Consider the following 22,853-nt stretch of genomic DNA (forward strand, 5'->3'; position numbering starts at 1 on the left):
CCCCGGCCGGCTCCGCGCCGGCTCACCTGCTCCGGCTCAGTCCTCGGGCAGCTCGACGGGCGCGATCTCGTCGTACACGTCGCCGGGGCCCGGGTTGGTCGGGTCGGTCTCGCCGCCGAAGTGCCGCATGACGCCCCAGACCGCGTTCAGCGCGGTCTGGACCGCGCCCTCGGCCCAGCCGGCCGTCCAGGAGATGTCGTCACCGGCGAGGAAGACACCCCGCTTGTCCTCGGGCAGCCGGTCCTGCATGAAGTGGGTGAACAGGCGGCGCTGGTAGCGGTAGTGGCCCGGCAGGTTGGCCTTGAACGCGCCCATGAAGTAGGGCTCGTTCTCCCAGGAGACGGTGACCGGGTTGCCGATGATGTGCTTCCGGATGTCGACCTTCGGATAGATCTCGCCGAGCGACTTCAGCATCACCTCCATCCGCTCGTTCGCGGACAGCGGCAGCCACTTCAGGCTGTCGTCGCACCAGGTGTAGGAGAGGCAGATGACGGCGGGCTTGTCCGGGCCGTCGTCCAGCAGGTACGTACCGCGCGTCATCCGGTCGGTGAGCGTCATCGACATGACGTCCCGGCCGCTCTCCTCGTCCTTGTCCAGCCAGAAGGGCCGGTCCACCGGCACGAAGAGCTTGGAGGACTCCATGTAGTGCGTGCGCTCGATCGCCGTCCAGTGGTCGATCGGGAAGAGCGAGTCGTCGCAGGCGATCTTGGAGAGCAGCATCCAGGACTGGGCGGTGAAGATCGCCGCCTGGTAGGTCCGGATGTCACCGTTCGCGTCGGTGACCGTGATCCGGTTGCCCGAGGTGCGGTTCAGCCGGGTCACCGCCGGGCGGGGCTCGCCGTTGACGTGCAACGAGGCCAGCGAGGTGCCGTAGGGCCAGTGCACGATCTTCTCCGGCTCGCGCTCCCACAGGCGCAGCGGCAACTGCTGGGAGCCGCCGACGATGCCCCGGTGGTGGTCGTCCGCCTCGGTGTAGACGACGCGCAGGATCTCCAGGATGGAGTTGGGGAAGTCGGTGTCCCAGCCGCCGGTGCCGAAGCCGACCTGGCCGAAGATCTCGCGGTGCCGGAAGGACTTGAACGACTCGGAGTCACAGAGGAAGCCGTAGAAGGTCTGGTTGTCGAGCTTCTCGACCAGCTTCGACCAGATCTCGCGGATGCGCGGCACGTCACGCTCGCGCATGGCGCGGTTCATGTCGGAGAAGTCGGCGCCCTCCTCCAGGCACTTGCCCCACGCGGCGGCGACGTCCCGGTAGACCTGCGGGAGGTCCTCGACGGTCTCCGCGTAGTGCGACTCGCCCTTGAGGTCCACCACGGTGGACGGCGTGCCCTCGGCCAGCGGGTTCGGGAAGGGCCGGGTGTGCAGGCCGACAAGGTCGATGTAGTGCTGGAGGGCCGTGGAGGACGGCGGGACGCGCATGGCGCCCATCTCGGCGGTCAGCGACTCGTCGCAGCCCTCGAACCCGACGGTCCGCAGCCGGCCGCCGAGCTGGTCGGCCTCGTAGACGACGGGCTTGAGGCCCATCTTCATCAGCTCGTACGCGGCCACGATGCCGGACAGACCGCCGCCGATGACGGCGACCTCGGTGCCGTGCTCGGTCGCCGGTATCTGGCCGAGCCCCGCCGGGTGGGCCAGGAAGTCGTCGTAGGCGTAGGGGAAGTCCGGGCCGAACATGGTGATCGGCGGCTGCTGCTCGTCGGCGTGCTCGACGGCGTTGGGCACCGTGGACGTCATGGGGTACGGACTCCTTGCGCGGAAGTACTGCGACGAACTGTGGGGAAGGTTCAGGCGGTGAGCGAGCCGTACAGACCGGGTCGGCGGTCGTTCAGGTACAGGTTGGCCTCGCGGGAGGCGGCCAGGAAGGCGGGATCGGCGTCGGCGAACACCAGCTCGGCCGAGGAACGCCCGGCGCGGACGCGGGCCACCCCGTCGGGCCCGGCCAGCGTGGTGAGCCCGACGAACTCGAACTCCCCTTCCTGGCCGACCCGGTTGACGTAGGCCACGTACATCTGGTTCTCGAAGGCCCGCACCGGGATCACCGACTCCGGCACGAACTGGTACGGGTGCATCTGCGCGGTCGGCACGATCAGCAGGTCGGTGCCTGCCAGCGCGTGGGCGCGGACGTTCTCCGGGAACTCGACGTCGTAGCAGATCAGCAGGCCCACGGTGAGGCCGTTCAGCTCGGTCTGGACGACCTGGCGCCCGCCCGGCGTGAAGTGGTCGCGCTCGAAGCAGCCGAAGAGGTGGGTCTTGCGGTAGTTGGCCAGCCGGGCGCCCTCGGCGGAGATGATCTGCGCGGAGTTGTACACCGTGTCGCCGTCGCGCTCGGGGTAGCCGTAGGCGATGGCCACGCCGTGCCGGGTGGCGATGTCGGCGACGGCGTCGGCCGAGTCGCCGTCGGCGGGCTCCGCGAGGTGCGGGATCTCGCCGCCGATCGCGTACCCGGTCAGGAACATCTCCGGTGCGGCCAGCAGCCCGGCGCCCGCCTCGGCGGCGCGGCCCGCGGCCTCGTCGAGCACCTTGAGGTTCTCGGCGACGGAACCGGGGCGGCCGGAGCTCTGGAGCAGGGCGGTGCGCATGGGTGTTCCTCACCGGGAAAAGGGGGATTCGGGGGGGCATCGGAGAGCCAGTAAGACGGTACGGTCGGCGCGCTCACCCGGACAAGAAGCACCCGTTGCGCGCCGGTGCGCGGTTTGTTGCGTCGCGAGGCCCGCACGCGGCGATTCGTTGCGCGTGCCGGGGACGCACGCGCGTAGAAACGGCTACAGCTCGCGCAGCCGGCGCACGATCTCCCGCAGCAGCTCGGGGTCGGCGGCCGTGCCGTGTACCGGGAGGCGGCGGGGCGCGTCGATGCGGATCAGCCCCTGTTCGGCCAGGTCACCGAGGAGTACCCGGACGACGGTGAGCGGCAGGTCGGCGTCGGCGGCCAGCTCGATGACCGGGCGCGGCCCGCGCCGGACATGGCCGAGCAGCGCCGCGCGGGCGTGGTCGACGCCGGGACCGTCCGGGCCGGGTTCCAGGGCGGTGACCCGCGACATCAGGTCGATGGCGTGCCGAGCCGACGGCCGGGTGCGGCCTCGGGTGACGGTGTAGGGGCGGACCATCGCCCCGGTGTCCTCCTCGTACCAGTACTCCTCGTCCACCGCCGGTCACGGCGCCGAGCGGGCCGCGGCGTCCAGATGGCGGCCGAGGCGGCGGACGAGAAGGGCCATCTCGTGGGCGAGCTGCCCCACATCCGTGCGGGCCTCGCACAGCACGGCGAGCCGGCTGCCGTGTCCGGCGGGGGTGATGAAGAGGTAGGCGTCCTCCAGCATGACCATGGTCTGCCGGACCTCCCCGGTGGCGAACCGCTCCCCCGCCGAGTCGGCGAGCCCCTGCAGGCCCGAGCAGACGGCGGACAGGTGCTCGATGTCGCGGCGGCGCATGCCGTCGGAGCTGCTGAGCGGCAGTCCGTCGGCGGTCAGGAGCACGGCCTGGCGCACGTGTTCGGTGCGCGCGACGAGGTCGTCGAGCAGCCAGCCCAGGTCGGTACCGGGCGCGCCCTCGGGCACGGCGGGGTTCTCGGGGTTCAGATCGTCACCGTACATCGTCGGTGTCCGTCCCTTCGTCGGCGTTGACGTCGGCGGGAATGCCTTTGCGGCCCTCGCTCAGGCCCCGCTGGAAGGCGGCGAACAGGGCCCGCATCTCCTCGGGGTCGGCCGCGCCGAGCGGGGTGTCGTCGGCGGACGGCGGGTCGGCGCGGAGTTCCGGGGCGAGGGACGCCTGCCGGGTGCGGGTGGGCAGCGCGGTGGTGCCGGGAGAGGCCGGTACCGGCGTGCGCACCGGTCTGCGGGGGCTGGGCGGTGCGGGGGCCGGGCGCCGCTGAGCGGGTTCGACGGTCGCCAGCACCCCGGCCGGGATCAGCACCGTGGCGGTCGTGCCCCCGTAGGGGGATTCCCCGAGGCCGACCTCGATGCCGTGCCGGGCGGCGAGTCGGCCGACCACGTACAGGCCGAGCCGGTCGTGCCGGGTGGGGTCGAAGGCGTCGGGGTCGCGCAGGGTGCGGGTCGCCTCCTCGCGCTGCCCGGCGTCGAGGCCGAGGCCCCGGTCGTCGACGCGCAGGACCAGGCGGCCGTCCTCGTGCCCGGTGCGCAGGGTGACCTCGGTGTGCGGGGGCGAGAACAGGGTGGCGTTCTCCAGCAGTTCGGCCAGCAGGTGCACCACGTCGACGACGGCGTCCGCCGCGATCCCGTCGCCCGGCATCGGCGGGACGACCACGCGGGTGTACGCCTCGATCTCGCCCACCGCCGAGGCCACCACGTCCGCGATCGGCACGGGTCCGCGCCAGCGGCGGCCGGGTGCGGCGCCGGAGAGGATGATCAGGCTCTCCGCGTGGCGCCGCATCCGGGTGGTGAGGTGGTCGATCCGGAACAGCTCGCGCAGCACGTCCGGGTCGTCCGTGCGCCGCTCCAGGGTGTCCACGAGTTTCAACTGCCGGTGTACGAGGGCCTGGTTGCGGCGCGCGATGTTGAGCAGGACCGCCGACAGGCCCCGGCGCAGGGTGGCTTGATGGACGGCGGCCTCCACGGCGGCCAGCCGGGCGGTGTTGAAGGACCGGCCGACCTGGCCGATCTCGTCGTCGCGTACCTCGTCGGCGGTGAGCGGCGGGGCCTCGGCCACCGCGTCGACCGGCTCCCCCGCGCTCAACCGGCGCATCACATCCGGGAGTTGGCGGGTACTGAGCAGGTCGGCCGCGTCACGCAGGTTCTCCAGTCGCCGGGAGACGCGCCGGGCACCGCGTACCGCGAGCCACAGGGAGAGTCCCGCGGCGGCCAGCCCGGCCGCGCCGACGACGGCGGCCTTGGTCAACTCCCGGTAGGCGAAGGCCCGTCCGCGTGCGGCGGCGTGCTCGGCGGCGCTGGAGCACAGCCGCATGTAGCTGTGCACGGCCCGGTCCGCGACCGAGCGCCAGGTGCCGGCGGCGACCGCCCGGTCCGCGCCGTCGGCCCCGGCGACGAGCAGCGCGTCCTCGGCGCGCTCCAGCGCCCGGTGCAGATCGCCGTCGCGGAACCTCTCGTACAGGGCGTAGGAGTCGGCGGGCAGGTCGGGTGCGTAGGTCCGCTCGAAGACGCGGCGGTCCTCGATGGTGGCGGTCAGCAGGGCGTACTGGGCCGGGGTGAGGGTGTCCGCGGCCCGCGCCCCGGCGACCAGGGCGTCCTCCCGGGAGACGAACTCCCGTACCCGCACCAGCTCGACGAGGGTCTGCGCCTCGCGGGCGAGTTGTCCGGCCTGGAGGGCGGTGAGGGCGGACTCGACGGCGAAGCCGGGCTCGACGAGGGCGCTGTACTCGGTGACGGCCCGGTCCCAGCCGATCCGCCGGGCCAGCACGTCCCGGCGCACCGCCTCCAGTTTCCCGGTGGCGGTGACCATGGTGTCCAGGGACCGTCGCTGACGGACGGTGAGCCGGTCCCGGTCGCCGCTCGCCATGGCCCGCCGCATCGCGGTGACCGCGCGGTCGGTGCGACGCTGCTGGGCAAGGAGGGCGGCGGCCGGTGCGGTCGCGCGGGGGCCGCCCAGGTAGGCGGCGGACAGGCGGCGCTCGATCTGGATCTGCCCGACCGCGGTGTCCACGGGGGTGCCGTAGTCCTCGTAGACGCCCTGGAGCCGGATCAGGGCCCGCAACTCGCCGGTGACGGAGACCATGGCGAAGCTCCACAGCGCGGTGAGCGCGAGGGCCGGAGCCAGGGCGAGGGCGATGATGCGGGCGCGGACGGTACGGGGACGGCAGACGGGCCAACGCATGGATCACCTGCCGGTTACCAGTGGGTAGAAAGTGCCGGACAACCTACGGGATCGCTCCGGGGAGCGCAATGGTTACCGTAGGTAGCCCGGACTCACGGTCAGCCCGGCGCGCCCGAGGAGAACCGGCGCAGCAGCGGCGAGAGCACCAGCACCGACTTGGTCCGCTCCACGAAGGGCTCCCCGGCGATCCGCTCCAGGACCCGTTCGAAGTGCCGCATGTCGGAGGCGAAGACCTGGGCGATGGCGTCCGCGTCCCCGGTGACGGTGGACGCGGCCACCACCTCCTGGTAGCGCTCCAGGCCGCGCAGGATGGTCTCCGGCGAGGTGTTGCTGCGGCAGTAGATCTCGATGTATCCCTCGGTCTCCCAGCCGAGGGCCGCCGGGTCCACCCGGACGGTGAACCCGGTGATGGCTCCGGTGGCCCGCAGCCGGTCCACCCGCCGCTTCACGGCGGGGGCGGACAGGCCGACCAGTTGCCCGATGTCCGCGTAGGAGCGGCGGGCGTCCTCGGCGAGGGCGTGCACGATGCGTTCGTCGAGATCGTTCAGCACAGGGGGTGGTTCACTTCGTCGGTACGGTCACTTCTCCTACGAAGTAGAACACGAACCACCCCCACCCCCGCACCCGGGAAGCTCCCAGGTCGGAGGCGTGCGGAGGGGTCAGCTCCAGCTCGCGTGCAGGGGCATGCCCTCGGCGTACCCGGCCGCGCTCTGGATGCCGACGACGGCCTTCTCGGCGAACTCCTCCAGCGAACCGGCGCCCGCGTAGGTGCAGGAGGAGCGGACGCCCGCGATGATCGAGTCGACCAGGTCCTCCACGCCCGGCCGGGCCGGGTCGAGGAACATCCGGGAGGTGGAGATGCCCTCCTCGAAGAGCCCCTTGCGGGCGCGGTCGTACGACGACTCCTCGGAGGTGCGGTTGCGCACCGCGCGGGCGGACGCCATGCCGAACGACTCCTTGTACAGACGGCCGTCGGCGTCCTGCTGGAGGTCGCCGGGCGACTCGTAGGTGCCGGCGAACCAGGAGCCGACCATGACGTTGGAGGCACCGGCCGCCAGCGCCATGGCCACGTCGCGCGGGTGGCGGACACCGCCGTCGGCCCACACGTGCTTGCCGTGCTTCTTCGCCTCGGCGGCGCACTCCAGCACGGCGGAGAACTGCGGGCGGCCCACGCCGGTCATCATCCGGGTGGTGCACATGGCGCCCGGTCCGACGCCGACCTTGATGATGTCGGCGCCGGCCTCGATCAGGTCGCGGACGCCCTCGGCGGAGACGATGTTGCCCGCGACGATCGGCACCCGCGGGTCGAGGGCGCGCACGGTGCGGACCGCGCTGATCATCGACTCCTGGTGGCCGTGCGCGGTGTCGATGACCAGGGTGTCCACCCCCGCGTCGAGAAGCTGCTTGGCCTTGCCCGCCACGTCGCCGTTGATGCCCACGGCGGCAGCGATGCGCAGCTTGCCGTCGGCGTCCACGGCCGGGGTGTACAGGGTGGCGCGCAGGGCGCCCTTGCGGGTGAGGATGCCGGCCAGGCGGCCCTCGGCGTCGACGGCCGGGGCGTAGCGGCGGTTGGCCGCGTCCAGGATGTTGAACGCCTCGCGCGGGTCGATGCCGGCGTCGAGCAGCAGCAGGTCGCGGGACATGACCACTTCGAGCTGGGTGAAGCGGTCCACACCGCTGAGGTCCTGGTCGGTGACGACACCGACGGGACGGTAGTCGGCGTCCACGACGACACCGGCGTTGTGCGCCCGCTTGGGCAGCAGGGCCAGCGCGTCGGCCACCGTCTGGTGCGGGGACAGCACGATCGGGGTGTCCAGCACGAGGTGGCGGCTCTTGACCCAGGAGACGACCTCGGTGACGACGTCGATCGGGATGTCCTGCGGGATGACCACCAGGCCGCCGCGCCGGGCCATCGTCTCCGCCATCCGGCGTCCCGCGATGGCGGTCATGTTGGCGACGACCAGCGGGATGGTGGTGCCGGTGCCGTCCGGAGAGCCGAGGTCCACCGCCTGCCGGGAGCCGACCGCCGATCGGCTCGGCACCATGAAGACGTCGTCGTACGTCAGGTCGTAGGCAGGCTGGATGTCATTGAGGAAACGCACGTGCCGCACATCCCAGTCGATCAGAGGTGACCCCCTGACGGGTGCGCCAGGGGGAAAGAGCACGTACTTCATTCTCCCATGCCAGGGCCCTGGTCATGCCCTCACGGAACCTCCAGGGACCCGCGGTCACAGCTCGGAGGTTCCTCCAAGGGCGAGCATCACGTCGAGGAACGAGGTGCGGTCGACCGCCTCGGAGAACACGTCCCGCGCGATGCGCCACTCCTGCCCGTTCAGCTCGGCGAACGGCTCCCAGTTCCGTACGACGATCAGCAGCCCGCGCTCGATGGCGGCCGGGGGCCAGACGGTGGTGTCGGAGAGGGAGTCCAGCAGGGCGTCCCAGTTGCGGCCGAACCAGTCGGGCAGGTTCAGCGCGGTCACCACCTGGTCCATCAGCCCGGCCTTGTCGCGGACCCCCTTGAGGTCGAGGGTGACCGCGACCCGGTCGACAAGGTCTTCGCTCATCTCAGCACCGCCCGGAAGGAGTTGTAATGATCATCGGTGTAGTAGAACTCCCCGCCGTCGCCCGTGACCATGCGCCGGGCACCCCGGCCGCCCGACGCCGGGGTCGGCACGGTGTACTCGTGGTAGTAACCGCGCCGGTGCCGGGGGAGATGGCCCTCGAAGTTCCCGAAGACGATGCCGTCCCGCGCGTACGGGTACGGGCCGCCCTTGTCGATGAGGGCGAGGGTCCGCCGGGCCTCGGCGGGCAGCCGGGACTCGGGGACGGTGGCCATGCCCCGGGCCCAGGCCGGGACCGAGGCGCTCTTCTGCGAGGCGGCCGGGGGCTCGGTGGCGGTGTCCGTACCGGCGCAGCCGGCCAGCAGGACACCGAGCACGGCGAGAAGACCGGCGAACAGGCGCACCCGGCCGTTGTCTCTCCTGAGGATCTGGGGGACGAACCGCGACAGCATGCCGCAGATGCTGCCACGGCGCGCCCGCCGTGGCAGCGTTCCGCCGGATTCCGTGCTCAGACCCCGTCCGGGTCGGCGCGGCTGAGCGCGGGCTTCGGCGCGGCGCCCGCGGTGAGCAGGTAGTCCGCGGCCGAGGTGTCCGTCACCAGGCTGGTGACCAGCCCGGAGCGCAGCACCGCGTCGATCGCCGGGGCCTTGCGCTGCCCGCCCGCGATGGCCACGACCTCGGGGATACGGCGCAACTGGTCGGTCTTGACCGTGATGCACCGCTCCCCCAGGTCGCGTCCGATCCGTCGACCGTCGGCGTCGAAGAGGTGCGCGGACATCTCGGCGGCGACACCGAGCGAGGCGTAGTGCGCGCGCTCCTCGTCGCTGAGCATGTCGTGCACCGTGGAGATGCCCGGCTCCCAGGAGCCGATGGAGACGCAGGCGACCGTGACCTTGTCGAAGTACTCGAAGGCGCGGGCGATCCCGGTCTGGTTGCGCAGGGCGGCGGCGGTGGCCTCGTCCGGCAGCAGCATCGGCGCGTAGATGGGGTGCGCGTCCCCGCCGGACACCTGGGCGGCGCGGCGGACGGCCTCCACGGAGCCGCGCTCCGCGGTCCCGGCGTCGTACACGCCCGTCAACTGCACCACCGTGCACGGCGGCAGCCGGTCGAGCGCGGCCGCCATGTGGATGGTGGAGCGGCCCCAGGCGAGGCCGAGGACGTCGCCCTCGTCGACGAGTTCACCGAGCAGGTCGGCGGCGACCTCACCCAGGTTCTCCGGGTCGGGGGTCTCCTCGGCGTCGGCCGGGGACTCGACCACGACGGCGTGTCTGAGGCCGTACCGGGCGCGGAGCGCGTCCGAGCGCTCGGCGTCCAGCTCGGCCGGGACGCGGATCTCGATGCGGACGAGATCCCGTTCGAGAGCGGTCTCCAGGACCCGGGCCACCTTGAAGCGGCTGACGCCGAACTCCTCGGCGATCTGGATCTTGGACTTGCCCTCCAGGTAGAAGCGGCGGGCCATGGCCGCCGCCTGCACCAGCTCAGCGGGTCCCATCCGCATGGCTGACCGGCCCGCCGACATACCCGACACGGCGCTCTCCTCACTGCTGTTCACACTCTGGATTCGCCGTTCATCCTCGCAGATCCGGCGCCGTGAATCCGCCCTGATGGGCGGCCTTCCCTCAACCGTTCACCTACGTGTGGCTCAGTGGCCGCACGCCCAGGGCGAATCGGCGATCGCCCGGTCCGCCTGCGCGCGCAGTGCGCGGACCGCCTCGGCCGGGTCCTCGGCCCCGTACACGGCCGATCCGGCGACGAACACGTCCGCCCCCGCCTCGGCGCAGCGCTCGATCGTCTCGGCCGAGACACCGCCGTCGACCTGGAGCCACATCTGGAGGCCGTGCCGGGCGATCAGCTCGCGGGTGCGGCGGATCTTGGGCAGCGTGATGTCGAGGAACGCCTGGCCGCCGAAGCCCGGCTCGACCGTCATGATCAGCAGCATGTCCAGCTCGGGGAGCATGTCCTCGTACGACTCGATCGGCGTCGCGGGCTTGAGGGCCATGGCGGCGCGGGCACCCTTGGCGCGGATCTCGCGGGCGAGCCGGATGGGGGCGTGCGCCGCCTCCACGTGGAAGGTCACCGAGGAGGCGCCCGCCTCGACGTACTGCGGGGCCCAGCGGTCCGGGTCCTCGATCATCAGGTGGCAGTCCAGCGGGATGTCCGTGGCGCGGGCCAGGGACTCCACGACGGGGGTGCCGAGCGTGAGGTTCGGGACGAAGTGGTTGTCCATGACGTCGACGTGGAGGTAGTCGGCGCCCTCGACCGCCTTCGCCTCGTCGGCGAGGCGGGCGAAGTCTGCGGACAGGATGCTGGGGTTGATCTGCGCGGCCATGGGGCAAGCCTGCCATGCCCCTCCGGGGGGTGCGGGGTCAGGTCCTGGGTGGTGGGGGTCGGGTGTTCGGGTGCCGGCCCGGTGGGGGTCGTTCGCGCAGTTCCCCGCGCCCCTGGGTTGGCCGGCCTCGGCGTGTTCCAACGGCACCCGGGATCAGGGGGGAGCCATCAAAAAACCTGGTTCACGCTGTGCGGCGGATCAGGGCCAGGTACATCGCGTCTGTGCCGTGCTTGTGGGGCCAGAGTTGGATGTCGGGGCCTTCGCCGAGGTCGGGGACGCCGGGGAGCAGGGGGCGGGCGTCGATGAGTTCGGCGTCGGGGTGCTGCTTCAGGAGGTCGGCCACCACGGCCCGGGTCTCCGCCAGGTGGGGGGAGCAGGTGGCGTAGCCGACCACTCCGCCCACGCGGACGGAGTCCAGGGCGGTGCGCAGGAGGGCTCGCTGGACCGGGGCGAAGTTCTCGAGGTCCTCGGGGCGGCGGCGCCAGCGGGCCTCGGGGCGGCGGCGCAGGGCGCCGAGGCCGGTGCAGGGGACGTCCATCAGGACGCGGTCGAAGGTGCCGGAGCGCCACGGCGGACGGGTGCCGTCGGCGGTGATCACCTGGTACGGGCCGGGATTGCCGGCCAGCGCCTTGGCCACCAGGCCCGCACGGTGCGGCTGCTTCTCGGAGGCGACCAGCGTGGCACCGCGCTCGGCGGCCAGCGCGGCCAGCAGCGCGGCCTTGCCGCCGGGACCCGCGCAGCCGTCGAGCCACATCTCGTCGGGGCCTTCGACGGGCGCGTTGGCGAGGGCGAGGGCGACGAGCTGGCTGCCCTCGTCCTGCACACCGGCCCGGCCCTCGCGCACGGCCTCCACCGCGCCCGGCTCGCCGCCCTCGGTGAGCCGTACCGCGTACGGGGACCAGTCACCTGCCACGGCCGCGTCCTCGGTCAGCAGTTCCTCGGTGGTGGACCGGCCGGGACGCGCGACGAGGGTGACCTCGGGGCGCTCGTTGTCCGCCGCGAGGAGTTCCTCGATGCCGGCGCGGTCGCCGCCGAGGGAGTCCCACAGCGCGGAGACGACCCAGCGCGGGTGGGAGTGGACGACGGCGAGGTGGTCCTCGGGGTCCTCGTCGTAGGGCGGCGCGACCCGCTCCAGCCAGCCGTCCAGGTCGTGCTGGGCGATCTTGCGGAGCACGGCGTTGACGAACTTGGCCCGCCCGTCGCCGAGCACCACCCGCGCCAGCTCGACCGAGGCCGAGACGGCGGCATGGGTGGGAATGCGCGTGCCGAGCAACTGGTGCGCGCCGAGGCTCAGTACGTCGAGCACCGGCGGGTCCACCTCGCGCAGCGGACGGTCGACGCACCTGGCGATGATCGCGTCGTAGGTGCCCTGGCGGCGCAGCGTGCCGTAGACCAGTTCGGTGGCGAGGGCGGCGTCCCGCGCGTCGAAGTCGCCGTTCTCCCGCGCCTTGCGCAGCAGCGGGGGCAGCACGAGGTTGGCGTAGGCGTCCCGCTCGTCCACCGCGCGCAGCGCGTCGAAGGCGAGGACGCGGACGGGGTCCTTCTGGGGGCGCCGGTAGGGCTTGGCGGGCCGGTGCGGCCGACGGGACTGCTCGCTCACGGGAAAGGTGCTCCGGATGTGCTCAAGGGGGGTGCGGTCACCAGCGTACGTCGGCGGACCGTCACCCCCCACTCGCGGGGTGTCAGCGGCCGAGCGACTCGCCCTCGGCGATCCGCGCCCCGCGCGCCCAGTCGGCGGCCCGCATCGGCTTCTTGCCCTGGGCCTGCACCCAGAGCAGCTCGACGGCGTACGAGCCCGTGCCCACGTGCACGCTGTTCTTGCCGACACCGAGCTGTCCGGGCGCGAGGTCGGTCCGCTCCGGCGCCGGCGCGACCTGCACGAGCTTGAGCCGCTCGCCCCGGAACACGGTCCACGCGCCGGGGGCGGGCGTGCAGCCGCGCACCACCCGGTCGACGCGCAGCGCGGGCGCCGCCCAGTCGACCTTGGCGTCCTCGACCGTGATCTTCGGCGCGAGGGTGATGCCCTCGGCGGGCTGCGGTACGGCCTTCAGGGTGCCGTCCGCGATGCCGTCCATGGTGGCCGCGAGCAGCCCGGAACCGGCGAAGGCGAGGCGGGTGAGCAGGTCGCCGCTGGTGTCGGTGGGGCGGATCTCCTCGGTGACGGTGCCGTAGACCGGGCCGGAGTCCAGGCCCTCCTCGATGAGGAAGGTGGAGGCGCCGGTGATCTCGTCGCCCGACATGATCGAGTGCTGTACGGGCGCGGCTCCGCGCCAGGCCGGCAGCAGCGAGAAGTGCAGGTTGACCCAGCCGTGGGCGGGGATGTCGAGGGCGACGCGGGGCAGCAGGGCGCCGTAGGCGACGACCGGGCAGCAGTCCGGGCCGATCTCCTTCAGCCGCTCCAGGAACGCGGGGTCGCGCGGACTGACCGGCTTCAGCACCTCGATCCCGGCCTCCTCCGCCCGCTCGGCCACGGGCGAGGCGACCAGCCTGCGCCCCCGCCCGGCGGGCGCGTCGGGCCGCGTGACTACAGCGGCCACCTCATGCCGCCCGGAGGCGATCAGAGCGTCCAGAGCGGGAACGGCGACCTCGGGGGTACCGGCGAAGACGAGCTTCATGGGCGGGATCGAGCCTCTCGAACGACGGCGGACGGGCAGCGGACCAGTCTATGACTGTCCGCGGATGTCCGGTCGCCGCAGGCGCCGTTCCTTTCCGCCCACCCGCCCGAGGCCGCTTGGCCAACAGCAAACGGGTGGTGCGCGGGTGGGAGACCCCGGCGTACAAACACACTCCGCACGCCCCCACCCCGTGACCAGCGGAGCGTCCACGCGTTGGTCAAGAGAGAGTTGACCACTTCCGGCCGCTTCGGCCGCCCACTTCCTTTCAACGCCGGTTCGAGAGGCTTGTTCATGGCCGACCACGCAACCCACGACGCCCAGGCCCGTGCCAGCCTGCACTTGCTGGTGCGGGACATCGAGCGGGTCCGCCGGCAGGTGGACGCACTGCGCACCCTCACCGCCCAGCTCGGCAACGTCTACCGTCCCCGCCGCTCCGGCCCGTCCACGGGTTTCGTCGTCTACGGACGCGCCCCCGCCCCGACGGTCCGCCTCGCCCAGGAACTCCGGGACAGCGTCGAGACCCTGGTGACGGCGGCCGTGGACTTCGACCGCTCGCTCGGCTTCTCGTGGGACGCGGTGGGCTCCGCGCTCGGCGTCACCAAGCAGGCCGTGCACCGCCGTTACGGCGCCCGCCGGGCCGCCGCCCAGGCCGCGGCCGAGGCCGAGCGGGCCGGGGAGCCGTCGGGCACCCGCACCATCAACACCGGTATGCCGACCGTCCCGGCGGCCCGCTCCATGCCGACCCAGCCGACCTCGGGCAGCCCCACCCTCCGCGACGACCCCAGGCCCCCCGCCCTCCCCGGCCCCCGCAGCGGCTGACCCGATGCAACCCGCGCCCTCCCGGCACCGGCCGGGAGGGCGTTGTCACGTCCGCGCCCCGAGCGACACAGCCGAAGGTGAACCCTCCCGCCCCGCCCGCGAGGCTCAGCCGATGTCCGGCGGATCGATCCGCACCCGCACCGGCTCCCCGCTCCCCCGCGCCATCCGCGCCGCCTGAGCGGTCTTCAGGGCGGCGGCCAGAGCGGCCCCGCTGCCGGGCGGAACCCGGATCAGCGCACGTTCCCACTGCTCCCCCGGCGGCGGCGCCCCGGGCCTGCGCGGCCGGCCCGGCAGAGTCGGCGGCAGGGGCACCGGTCCCAGCACCTCCGCGTCCGGGGGCGACTCCACGGCCGCGAGGAACTCCGCGACCGCCTCGGCCGTCCCGGACACCGCCGCCATCCGTGACACCGGCGGAAAGCCCAGCTCGGCCCGCTCGGCCAGCTCACGGACCGCGAACCCGACGGGGTCCCACCGCACCAGCGCCTGCACGGGCCGCAGGGTCGGCTCGGCCACGACCACCACGGTCCCGCCCTCCCCCTGCGGCCGGACCAGCGCCGCCGCGCCGATCCACCGGCGCAGCGCGTCCTCGCCGGAGCGCAGGTCCGGCCGGCCCAGCATCGCCCAGCCGTCGAGCAGCAGCGCCGCCGCGTAGCCACCCTCGGCGACCGGCTCGGCGCCGGGGGTGCTGACGATCAGCGCGGGCGCGTCCGGCACGGTGTCGAGCACGTGCTCACGCCCGGAGGTGCGGACCGGCACGGCGGGGAAGGCGCGCCCCAGCTCCTCGGCGGTACGGCGCGCGCCCACCACCTGGGCGCGCAGCCGGAAGCCGCCGCACTCGGGGCAGTGCCAGGAGTGCTCCTCGCGTCCGCACCACTCGCAGCGCAGCGCCCCCGCGTCCTGCGCCTGGAGCGGCCCGGCACAGTGCGCACACCGCGCGGGCGCCCGGCACTGGGCGCAGGCCAGGCGGGGCACGTATCCGCGCCGGGGTACCTGCACCAGCACCGGGCCGGTCCTGAGACCCTCCCGGACGGCCTGCCAGGCGAGGCTGGGCAGCCGGGCGGCGCGGGCGGCCTCGTCACGGGCGAGGTCGGTGTCCCCGACGGTGCGTACCAGCGGCGCGGTCCGGCGGACCTGGTCGCGGCCGGCGGTCAGGGGCCGTGCCCAGCCGCTCTCGACGAGCTGGGCCGCCTCCACCGTGCAGCTCCAACTACCCACCAGAAAGGCGCACTTGTCGAGCGAGGCCCGCAGCAGCAGGACATCGCGGGCATGCGGCTGGGGCGCGTGCTGTTCGCTGTGGCTGTCGTCGCCGTCGTCCCAGATCGCCACCAGCCCGAGGTCCCGTACGGGGGCGAACATGGCCGCGCGGGTGCCGACGACCGCCCGTACGGAGCCGCGCCGGACCGCGAGCCACTGCGCGTACCGCTTCTCGGGTCCGGCGTCGGCGGTGAGCAGCGCGTGGTGGCCCTTGCCGAGCAGTCCGGTCAGCGCGGCGTCGACCCGCGCGGCGGTCCGCCCGTCGGGGACGACGACCAGCGCGCCGCGTCCCGAGGCGAGGGTGGCGGCGACGGCGCGGGCGATCTCCTCGCTCCACTCGGGGCCGGGCAGCGCGTTCCACACCGCGCGGGGTGAACCACCGGAGGCCAGGGCGTCGAGGAAGGCGGGACCGTGCTCGTAACGGGCCCAGGTGCCCGCGTCCGGGGCGGGGGGCGCGGGGAGGGGCTCCGGGGAGGCGCGCTTCTCCGCGCGGGCGCTGCGCGGCGGCACGGCCAGTTGCAGCACGTCGGCGAGGCTGCCCGCGTACCGGTCGGCGACGGCGCGGGCGAGCCCGAGCAGTTCCTCGCCGAGCACCGGCTCCGGGGAGACGACCTGGGCGAGGGCGGCGAGCGGCCCCGCGTAGTCGGACTCGTCACGCCGCTCGATCAGGTAGCCGTCGATCAGGCCGCCGCCCTCGCGCCGCCCGTCCCGCACCCGGTGCCGTCCGGCGCCGAACCGCACCCGCACCCGCACGCCGGGCTGGGCGTCGGCGTCGAGTTCCTCGGGCACGGCGTAGTCGAAGTAGCGGTCGAGGTGGAGGACGCCCTTGTCGACGAGCACGCGGGCGACCGGCCGGTCCTTGGCGAGCGCGGCCCCCCGCCAGGTGCGCGGCTTGGCGCGCGGTACGTCGGCGCCGCGCACGCTCTCCCGGATGAGCGCGAGCTGCTCCGGCGGCGGCCCCTCGGCCCCGCCGTCCCCCGGCCCGTTGTCGCTGCTCACGCTTGCATTCTTACCAAAGACCACTGACAGCACCGCCCCTCGATGCGCCCGGAGCACGCCGGGGCCCGGCGTCCCCGAAGGGAGGCCGGGCCCCGGTTCACACGGTGCGGATCAGACGCCGGCGGCCTTGCGCAGGGCGTCGACGCGGTCGGTGCGCTCCCAGGTGAAGTCGGGGATCTCGCGGCCGAAGTGGCCGTAGGCCGCCGTCTGGGCGTAGATCGGGCGCAGCAGGTCGAGATCGCGGATGATCGCGGCCGGACGGAGGTCGAAGACCTCGTCGATGGCCTTCTCGATCTTCTCCGGGTCGATCTTGGCGGTGCCGAAGGTCTCCACGAAGAGACCGACCGGCTCGGCCTTGCCGATCGCGTAGGCGACCTGGACCTCGCAGCGCGAGGCGAGGCCCGCGGCCACCACGTTCTTGGCGACCCAGCGCATCGCGTACGCGGCCGAGCGGTCCACCTTGGACGGGTCCTTGCCCGAGAAGGCGCCGCCACCGTGGCGGGCGAAGCCGCCGTAGGTGTCGATGATGATCTTGCGGCCGGTGAGGCCGGCGTCGCCCATCGGGCCGCCGATCTCGAAGCGGCCGGTCGGGTTGACCAGCAGGCGGTAGCCCTCGGTGTCGATCTTGATGCCCTCGTCCAGCAGGGCCCTCAGCTCGGGCTCGACCACGAACTCGCGGATGTCGGGCGCGAGCAGCGACTCGAGGTCGATGTCGGAGGCGTGCTGGGAGGAGACCACGACGGTGTCGAGACGGACGGCCTTGTCGCCGTCGTACTCGATGGTGACCTGGGTCTTGCCGTCGGGGCGCAGGTAGGGGATGGTGCCGTTCTTGCGGACCTCGGAGAGGCGCTTGGACAGGCGGTGCGCCAGGAAGATCGGCAGCGGCATCAGCGTCGGCGTCTCGTCCGAGGCATAGCCGAACATCAGGCCCTGGTCGCCCGCGCCCTGCTTGTCCAGCTCATCACCCTCGTCTCCGCGGGAGGCACCCTCGACCCGGGACTCGTACGCCGTGTCGACGCCCTGCGCGATGTCCGGGGACTGCGCGCCGATGGACACCGAGACGCCGCAGGAGGCGCCGTCGAAGCCCTTCTTGGAGGAGTCGTAGCCGATCTCGAGGATCTTCTCGCGCACCAACTGGGCGATGGGCGCGTAAGCCTTGGTCGTGACCTCGCCGGCCACGTGCACCAGGCCGGTGGTGATCAGCGTCTCGACGGCGACGCGGGACGAGGGGTCCTCGCGGAGCAGCGCGTCGAGAATGGTGTCGCTGATCTGGTCAGCGATCTTGTCGGGGTGACCTTCGGTCACGGACTCCGAGGTGAACAGGCGACGGGACACAACGCTCCCTGGGGTTGCAGCGGCTGCTGGCTGATCATTGAAGGACCACGTCGGGAGCTGCGCCCAACGTCGTCCGTGAACAGTTTATCGGTCGCACCTGGCCGCAGGGCCACCCGTTCTCGCCCAGCGAGAACGCTGTGACCTGCGGCACAGGCATTCTGCACGCTGGAACGCGGCCTTGAACAGATCCGCCACGCGCCATCGCGGTATGAAAAAAAGACTCCGGGTGGCCGAAAACGAACCGTCTCGAACGGCCCAGCCGCTCAGCCCAGCCGGGCCGCCACCAGATCCCAGACGGTGTCCGCGAGGGCCTCCTTCGGCCCGTGCGGTACGGCCGTCTCGGTGCCGTCGGCGGCGAGGACGACCGCCTCGTTCTCCTCCGAGCCGAAGGTGCGGCGCTCCCCCACCTCGTTCACCACCAGCAGGTCGCAGCCCTTGCGGGCCAGCTTGGCGCGGCCGTTGGCAAGCACGTCGTCGGTCTCGGCGGCGAAGCCGACGACGACCTGGCCGGGGCGGGCGCGCTCGGCGGCGACCTCGGCGAGCACGTCGGGGTTGCGCACCAGGGCGACCGGCTCGGGCTCCTGGCCGTCCTTCTTCTTGATCTTCCCGCTCGCGTAGACGGCGGGGCGGAAGTCGGCGACGGCGGCGGCCATGACCACGGCGTCGGCGTCGGCCGCGGCCTTGAGCACGGCTTCGCGGAGCTGGACGGCGGTGCCGACGTGCACGACGTCCACCCCGGCCGGGTCGGGCAGGGAGGCGTTGGCCGAGACCAACGTCACCCGGGCCCCGCGCGCGGCGGCGGTCCGGGCCAGGGCGTACCCCTGCTTGCCCGAGGAGCGGTTGCCGAGGAAGCGCACCGGGTCGAGCGGCTCACGGGTGCCGCCCGCCGAGACCACCACATGGCGGCCCGCGAGGTCGGGCTCGCTCACGCCGCGCGCCAGCACCCGGCGGCACACCTCGAAGATCTCGGCGGGGTCGGGGAGCCGGCCCTTGCCGGTGTCGACGCCGGTGAGGCGTCCCACGGCGGGCTCGATGACGACCGCGCCCCGGCGACGCAGGGTGGCCACGTTCTCCTGGGTGGCCGGGTGCTCCCACATCTCGGTGTGCATGGCCGGGGCGAAGACCACCGGGCAGCGCGCGGTGAGCAGGGTGTTGGTGAGCAGGTCGTCCGCGAGGCCGTGCGCGGCCTTGGCGAGCATGTCGGCGGTGGCGGGCGCGACGACCACGAGGTCGGCGTGCTGCCCGATGCGGACGTGCGGGACCTCGTGGACGGAGTCCCAGACCTCGGTGGAGACCGGGTTGCCGGAGAGCGCGGACCACGTGGCGGCGCCGACGAAGTGCAGCGCGGAGGCGGTCGGCACCACCCGCACGTCGTGCCCCGACTCCGTGAGCCGTCTGAGCAGCTCACAGGACTTGTACGCGGCGATGCCGCCGCTGACGCCCAGCACGACCTTCGGCTTGTCCACCGTCTCCACCGTCTCCCACCGTCCCCACGGACTTCTCGGAACCTTTGACACCCATGACACACCACAGGCCCGGCAGCGTGACTGCCGGGCCTGTGGATAAGTCGACCGCGATCTGAAAGTACGACCGCGAACGACGTGCGTTACTGGAACGACGGGAACTACTGGACCGGGCCCTCGATGGCCTCGGAGGTCAGCAGACCGGCGTTGATCTCGCGCAGCGCGATCGAGAGCGGCTTCTCGTGGACGTGGGTGTCGACGAGCGGACCGACGTACTCGAGGAGGCCCTCACCGAGCTGCGAGTAGTACGCGTTGATCTGACGGGCGCGCTTGGCCGCGTAGATCACCAGGCTGTACTTCGAGTCGGTGGCCTCGAGGAGCTCGTCGATCGGAGGGTTGATGATGCCCTCGGGCGCGGTGATGGAAGAGGACACGCTCTGCCTTCCGATGGGTGGGAAAGAATCAGTCGGTGTGGATCATCGTGACCGGTTGAGTCCTGTTGACGGACGGCGGTCACGATCACACAACGTCCATCAAGGCTAGCAGCTCCCCGGCCACGTCCTCGACGGAGGTGTTGACCAGGGTCACGTCGAACTCGGGCTCGGCGGCCAGTTCGGTGCGGGCCGCCTCCAGCCGGCGCTCGATGACCTCCGGCGGCTCGGTGCCGCGGCCGGTGAGCCTGCGGACCAGCTCCTCCCAGGAGGGCGGGGCGAGGAAGACCAGTTGGGCGTCGGACATCGACTCGCGGACCTGCCGGGCGCCCTGGAGGTCGATCTCCAGCAGCACCGGCTCGCCCTTCTCCAGCCGCTCCAGCACGGCGGCGCGGGGCGTGCCGTAGCGGTTGCCGGCGAACTCGGCCCACTCCAGCAGCTCGCCGTTGGCGATCAGCTTGTCCATCTCCTCGTCGGTGACGAAGAAGTAGTGGACGCCGTGCTGCTCACCGGGGCGCGGCTTGCGGGTGGTCGCGGACACCGACAGCCAGACGTCGGGGTGTTCTTTGCGCATATGGGCGACGACCGTGCTCTTGCCGACCCCGGAGGGGCCGGAGAGCACGGTCAGCCGCGGACGTGCGTCCGGGGATACGGGGGACGTCCCCCGGAATGTTCCAGCCATGCAGCGATTATTCCAGCAATCCCGGAGTGCCCGGGACTCCGGTCCGGGCAGCGCCCGGACTCAGGAGCCGGTGCTGCCGAACTCACGCTCCAGGGAGGCGATCTGGTTGGAACCGAGGCCGCGGACACGACGGCTCTCGGAGATGCCCAGACGCTCCATGATCTGCTTGGCGCGGACCTTGCCCACGCCCGGCAGGGACTCCAGAAGGGCCGAGACCTTCATCTTGCCGATGACCTCGTTCTCCTGGCCCTGCTTGATGACCTCGTGCAGCGAGGCGCCGGAGTGCTTGAGTCGATTCTTGACCTCGGCCCGCTCCCGGCGAGCCGCGGCGGCCTTTTCGAGCGCGGCTGCGCGCTGTTCAGGGGTAAGGGGCGGAAGAGCCACGCCTACGTCACCTCGGATGTCGAACTGTCGGATACGGACCGGTGAGGAACCTAGTCGCCCCACACCTGGGGAGCGACGAGCAACACGCTCGCCCGCTCTCACTGCTCGGAGACTAGCGGGCATGTTCGCCAGAGTCAGCGAGAACAGCGGAAAAGTCCTGGTCAGCCTCCGTGAGGACGGACTTTTCGGGCATACTGCCCATGATTCGGGGATGTATTCGCCTCCCGGACCCCCCATCGAGCCCGTCCGCCGTGCTCAGGAGCCCGCTACGGCGGCCCGGATCTCGCCCGCGAAGGCCGCCGTGGCCGCCCGCAGCGCCGCGATGTCGGGACCGTGCCGCAGCACGCCCCGGCTGACGTTCGGCACCACGTTGCCCACCGCGCTCCCGAACACCGCCGGGAGGTCCGCCGGAGTGGCGCCCTGGGCGCCGACGCCGGGGGCGAGCAGCGGGCCGTTGATGGCGAGGTCGTAGGACGACAGGTCCCCCACCGTGGCGCCCACGACCGCGCCGAAGGAGCCCAGCGGCTCGGCGCCCGCGTTCTCGGCGGCGAGGTGGGCCAGCACGGTCGCGGCGACGCTGCGCCCGTCCGCGCGGACCGCGTGCTGCACCTCGGGACCCTCCGGGTTGGAGGTCAGCGCGAGCACGAAGAGCCCGGCGCCGTTCTCCCGCGCCAGCTCGACCGCCGGGGCGAGCGAGCCGTAGCCGAGGTACGGCGAGACGGTGAGCGCGTCCGAGAACAGCGGGGCGTCCTTGTGCAGGAACGCCTCCGCGTACCCGGCCATGGTGGAGCCGATGTCGCCGCGCTTGGCGTCCATCACCACCAGGGCGCCCGCCGCGCGGGTCTCCTCCACCGTGCGCTCCAGGACGGCGACACCGCGCGAGCCGAACCGCTCGAAGAACGCGCTCTGCGGCTTCACGACGGCGACCCGGTCGGCGATGGCCTCCACGACCGTGCGGCTGAACCGCTCCAGGCCGCTCACGTCGTCGTTCAGGCCCCAGTCGGCGAGCAGCGAGGCGTGCGGGTCGATACCGACGCACAGCGGGCCGCGCTCGTCCATGGCGCGGCGCAGACGGGTGCCGAAGGGCTCGGTCATGCGGGGTTCCTGACGTCGGCGCCGACCGCGTCGGCGAGGGTGGCGTACGGGCTGGCCTTCAGCCGGGCGGCGAGGCCCTTGTGGACGGCGCGGGTCCAGAAGGGGCCCTCGTAGACGAAGGCGCTGTAGCCCTGGACCAGCGTGGCGCCGGCCAGGATGCGCTGCCAGGCGTCCTCGGCGGTCTCCACGCCGCCGACGCCGACCAGGGTGATGCGGTCGCCCACGCGCGCGTACAGGCGGCGCAGCACCTGAAGGGAGCGGGCCTTGAGCGGGGCGCCGGACAGGCCGCCGGTCTCCTTGACCACCGAGGGCGCCGAGCGCAGACCGAGGCCCTCGCGGGCGATGGTGGTGTTGGTGGCGATGATGCCGTCCAGGCCGAGTTCCACGGCGAGGTCGGCCACGGCGTCCACGTCCTCGTCCGCGAGGTCGGGGGCGATCTTCACCAGGAGCGGCACACGGCGGTCGCCGGTGGCGCGGTCGGCGGCCTCGCGCACGGCGCCGAGCAGCGGGCGCAGCGCCTCGGTGGCCTGGAGGTCGCGCAGGCCGGGGGTGTTCGGGGAGGAGACGTTCACCACGAGGTAGTCGGCGTGCGGGGCGAGCCGCTCGGCGGACTTCACGTAGTCCGCGACGGCGTCCGCCTCGGGGACGGCCTTGGTCTTGCCGATGTTGACGCCGACGACCGTACGGAACACCGGGCGCCGGGAGGCGAGCCGGGCGGCGACGGCGAGGGAGCCCTCGTTGTTGAAGCCCATGCGGTTGATCAGGGCGCGGTCGGCGACCAGCCGGAACAGCCGCTTCTTCGGGTTGCCGGGCTGGGCCTCGCCGGTGACGGTGCCGATCTCGACGTGGTCGAAGCCGAGCATGGAGAGCCCGTCGATGCCGACGGCGTTCTTGTCGAAGCCGGCGGCGAGCCCGAAGGGGCCGTGCATGCGCAGGCCGAGGGCCTCGGTGCGCAGTTCCTCGTGCCGGGGAGCGAGCGCGGCGGCGGCGAAGGTGCGCAGCACCGGGACGCGGGCGAGCAGGCGAATCCAGCGGAAGGCCAGGTGGTGGGCCTGTTCCGGGTCCATCCGCTGGAAGATCAGCCGGAAGAACAGCTTGTACATGT

Annotated in this window: 22 protein-coding genes; 1 reads left to right on the top strand and 21 read right to left on the bottom strand. The window is 72.7% G+C overall.

The genetic code is table 11. The annotated features are described in order from the left end of the window. Positions 1–36: 36 nt before the first annotated feature. From ACZ3HQ_RS25330 to fmt, 13 genes are all read right to left on the bottom strand, one after another. Positions 37–1,734, bottom strand: a complete 1,698-nt coding sequence (locus tag ACZ3HQ_RS25330) for a flavin monoamine oxidase family protein (protein ID WP_467514304.1) — start codon at positions 1,732–1,734, stop codon at positions 37–39. A gap of 50 nt (positions 1,735–1,784) precedes the next feature. Next, positions 1,785–2,579, bottom strand: a complete 795-nt coding sequence (locus ACZ3HQ_RS25335; protein ID WP_467514305.1) for a carbon-nitrogen hydrolase family protein — start codon at positions 2,577–2,579, stop codon at positions 1,785–1,787. 183 nt (positions 2,580–2,762) lie between these two features. Then, on the bottom strand, positions 2,763–3,143 hold the full coding sequence (locus tag ACZ3HQ_RS25340) for a DUF742 domain-containing protein (protein ID WP_467514306.1): 381 nt from the start codon (positions 3,141–3,143) through the stop codon (positions 2,763–2,765). 6 nt (positions 3,144–3,149) lie between these two features. Then, positions 3,150–3,587, bottom strand: coding sequence for a roadblock/LC7 domain-containing protein (locus tag ACZ3HQ_RS25345; RefSeq protein WP_467514307.1), 438 nt, complete (start codon positions 3,585–3,587; stop codon positions 3,150–3,152). Next, complete coding sequence (locus tag ACZ3HQ_RS25350) at positions 3,577–5,781, bottom strand: sensor histidine kinase (protein ID WP_467514309.1); 2,205 nt, start codon at positions 5,779–5,781, stop codon at positions 3,577–3,579. Before ACZ3HQ_RS25350 ends, ACZ3HQ_RS25345 begins: the two co-directional genes overlap by 11 nt. 98 nt (positions 5,782–5,879) lie before the next feature. Beyond that, positions 5,880–6,332 (bottom strand): Lrp/AsnC family transcriptional regulator, encoded by a 453-nt coding sequence (locus ACZ3HQ_RS25355; RefSeq protein WP_030810550.1) that lies wholly within the window; start codon positions 6,330–6,332, stop codon positions 5,880–5,882. A gap of 108 nt (positions 6,333–6,440) precedes the next feature. Beyond that, complete coding sequence (locus ACZ3HQ_RS25360; RefSeq protein ID WP_467514310.1) at positions 6,441–7,883, bottom strand: GuaB1 family IMP dehydrogenase-related protein; 1,443 nt, start codon at positions 7,881–7,883, stop codon at positions 6,441–6,443. Positions 7,884–8,009: 126 nt separating this feature from the next. Next, positions 8,010–8,345: a barstar family protein gene (locus ACZ3HQ_RS25365; RefSeq protein WP_161191510.1), complete on the bottom strand. Its 336-nt coding sequence runs from the start codon at positions 8,343–8,345 to the stop codon at positions 8,010–8,012. Then, on the bottom strand, positions 8,342–8,794 hold the full coding sequence (locus tag ACZ3HQ_RS25370) for a guanyl-specific ribonuclease (RefSeq protein WP_467514312.1): 453 nt from the start codon (positions 8,792–8,794) through the stop codon (positions 8,342–8,344). Before ACZ3HQ_RS25370 ends, ACZ3HQ_RS25365 begins: the two co-directional genes overlap by 4 nt. 56 nt (positions 8,795–8,850) lie before the next feature. Then, positions 8,851–9,894 carry a sugar-binding transcriptional regulator gene (locus ACZ3HQ_RS25375; RefSeq protein ID WP_030810559.1) on the bottom strand — a complete coding sequence of 348 codons (1,044 nt, stop codon included), beginning with the start codon at positions 9,892–9,894 and terminating at the stop codon, positions 8,851–8,853. Positions 9,895–9,984: 90 nt separating this feature from the next. Then, positions 9,985–10,671 (bottom strand): ribulose-phosphate 3-epimerase, encoded by a 687-nt coding sequence (rpe, locus tag ACZ3HQ_RS25380; RefSeq protein WP_467514314.1) that lies wholly within the window; start codon positions 10,669–10,671, stop codon positions 9,985–9,987. A gap of 181 nt (positions 10,672–10,852) precedes the next feature. Further along, the gene (locus ACZ3HQ_RS25385; protein ID WP_467514316.1) at positions 10,853–12,271 is read right to left on the bottom strand and encodes an RsmB/NOP family class I SAM-dependent RNA methyltransferase; all 1,419 of its coding nucleotides are present in this window, start codon (positions 12,269–12,271) and stop codon (positions 10,853–10,855) included. A gap of 82 nt (positions 12,272–12,353) precedes the next feature. Continuing rightward, positions 12,354–13,286 carry a methionyl-tRNA formyltransferase gene (fmt, locus tag ACZ3HQ_RS25390; RefSeq protein WP_467514317.1) on the bottom strand — a complete coding sequence of 311 codons (933 nt, stop codon included), beginning with the start codon at positions 13,284–13,286 and terminating at the stop codon, positions 12,354–12,356. Positions 13,287–13,577: 291 nt separating this feature from the next. On the opposite strand from fmt, the gene ACZ3HQ_RS25395 reads away from it, so the two are divergent. Continuing rightward, entirely contained in the window at positions 13,578–14,105 is a 528-nt protein-coding gene (locus ACZ3HQ_RS25395) for a hypothetical protein (RefSeq protein ID WP_467514319.1), read from the top strand. Positions 14,106–14,210: 105 nt separating this feature from the next. Here ACZ3HQ_RS25395 and ACZ3HQ_RS25400 read toward each other — a convergent pair whose 3' ends face one another. The 8 genes from ACZ3HQ_RS25400 to ACZ3HQ_RS25435 all read right to left on the bottom strand — a co-directional run bounded on the left by ACZ3HQ_RS25400 (position 14,211) and on the right by ACZ3HQ_RS25435 (position 22,851). Beyond that, positions 14,211–16,358 (bottom strand): primosomal protein N', encoded by a 2,148-nt coding sequence (locus ACZ3HQ_RS25400; protein WP_467514320.1) that lies wholly within the window; start codon positions 16,356–16,358, stop codon positions 14,211–14,213. A gap of 111 nt (positions 16,359–16,469) precedes the next feature. After that, a complete protein-coding gene (gene metK, locus ACZ3HQ_RS25405) occupies positions 16,470–17,693 on the bottom strand; it encodes a methionine adenosyltransferase (RefSeq protein WP_467514321.1) in 1,224 nt (407 codons plus the stop codon). Positions 17,694–17,956: 263 nt separating this feature from the next. Beyond that, positions 17,957–19,159 carry a bifunctional phosphopantothenoylcysteine decarboxylase/phosphopantothenate--cysteine ligase CoaBC gene (coaBC, locus tag ACZ3HQ_RS25410; RefSeq protein WP_467514323.1) on the bottom strand — a complete coding sequence of 401 codons (1,203 nt, stop codon included), beginning with the start codon at positions 19,157–19,159 and terminating at the stop codon, positions 17,957–17,959. Positions 19,160–19,317: 158 nt separating this feature from the next. After that, on the bottom strand, positions 19,318–19,590 hold the full coding sequence (rpoZ, locus tag ACZ3HQ_RS25415) for a DNA-directed RNA polymerase subunit omega (RefSeq protein ID WP_030810584.1): 273 nt from the start codon (positions 19,588–19,590) through the stop codon (positions 19,318–19,320). A gap of 85 nt (positions 19,591–19,675) precedes the next feature. After that, the gene (gene gmk, locus ACZ3HQ_RS25420; RefSeq protein WP_467514325.1) at positions 19,676–20,269 is read right to left on the bottom strand and encodes a guanylate kinase; all 594 of its coding nucleotides are present in this window, start codon (positions 20,267–20,269) and stop codon (positions 19,676–19,678) included. 60 nt (positions 20,270–20,329) lie between these two features. Beyond that, positions 20,330–20,653 carry an integration host factor gene (locus ACZ3HQ_RS25425; RefSeq protein WP_030810589.1) on the bottom strand — a complete coding sequence of 108 codons (324 nt, stop codon included), beginning with the start codon at positions 20,651–20,653 and terminating at the stop codon, positions 20,330–20,332. A gap of 255 nt (positions 20,654–20,908) precedes the next feature. Continuing rightward, positions 20,909–21,748 (bottom strand): orotidine-5'-phosphate decarboxylase, encoded by an 840-nt coding sequence (gene pyrF / locus ACZ3HQ_RS25430; protein WP_467514327.1) that lies wholly within the window; start codon positions 21,746–21,748, stop codon positions 20,909–20,911. Then, entirely contained in the window at positions 21,745–22,851 is a 1,107-nt protein-coding gene (locus tag ACZ3HQ_RS25435; RefSeq protein ID WP_467514329.1) for a quinone-dependent dihydroorotate dehydrogenase, read from the bottom strand. Before ACZ3HQ_RS25435 ends, pyrF begins: the two co-directional genes overlap by 4 nt. Positions 22,852–22,853: the final 2 nt, after the last annotated feature.

The organism is Streptomyces sp. NPDC018263, from assembly GCF_055562575.1.

Coding starts and splice junctions, on each gene's coding strand:
- pyrF (WP_467514327.1), bottom strand. CDS start 21,748: ATGACCGAGCCCTTCGGCACCCGTCTGCGCCGCGCCATGGACGAGCGC.
- ACZ3HQ_RS25365 (WP_161191510.1), bottom strand. CDS start 8,345: ATGAGCGAAGACCTTGTCGACCGGGTCGCGGTCACCCTCGACCTCAAG.
- ACZ3HQ_RS25370 (WP_467514312.1), bottom strand. CDS start 8,794: ATGCTGTCGCGGTTCGTCCCCCAGATCCTCAGGAGAGACAACGGCCGG.
- ACZ3HQ_RS25435 (WP_467514329.1), bottom strand. CDS start 22,851: ATGTACAAGCTGTTCTTCCGGCTGATCTTCCAGCGGATGGACCCGGAA.
- fmt (WP_467514317.1), bottom strand. CDS start 13,286: ATGAAGCTCGTCTTCGCCGGTACCCCCGAGGTCGCCGTTCCCGCTCTG.
- ACZ3HQ_RS25395 (WP_467514319.1), top strand. CDS start 13,578: ATGGCCGACCACGCAACCCACGACGCCCAGGCCCGTGCCAGCCTGCAC.
- ACZ3HQ_RS25335 (WP_467514305.1), bottom strand. CDS start 2,579: ATGCGCACCGCCCTGCTCCAGAGCTCCGGCCGCCCCGGTTCCGTCGCC.
- rpe (WP_467514314.1), bottom strand. CDS start 10,671: ATGGCCGCGCAGATCAACCCCAGCATCCTGTCCGCAGACTTCGCCCGC.
- gmk (WP_467514325.1), bottom strand. CDS start 20,269: ATGGCTGGAACATTCCGGGGGACGTCCCCCGTATCCCCGGACGCACGT.
- ACZ3HQ_RS25345 (WP_467514307.1), bottom strand. CDS start 3,587: ATGTACGGTGACGATCTGAACCCCGAGAACCCCGCCGTGCCCGAGGGC.
- ACZ3HQ_RS25350 (WP_467514309.1), bottom strand. CDS start 5,781: ATGCGTTGGCCCGTCTGCCGTCCCCGTACCGTCCGCGCCCGCATCATC.
- ACZ3HQ_RS25330 (WP_467514304.1), bottom strand. CDS start 1,734: ATGACGTCCACGGTGCCCAACGCCGTCGAGCACGCCGACGAGCAGCAG.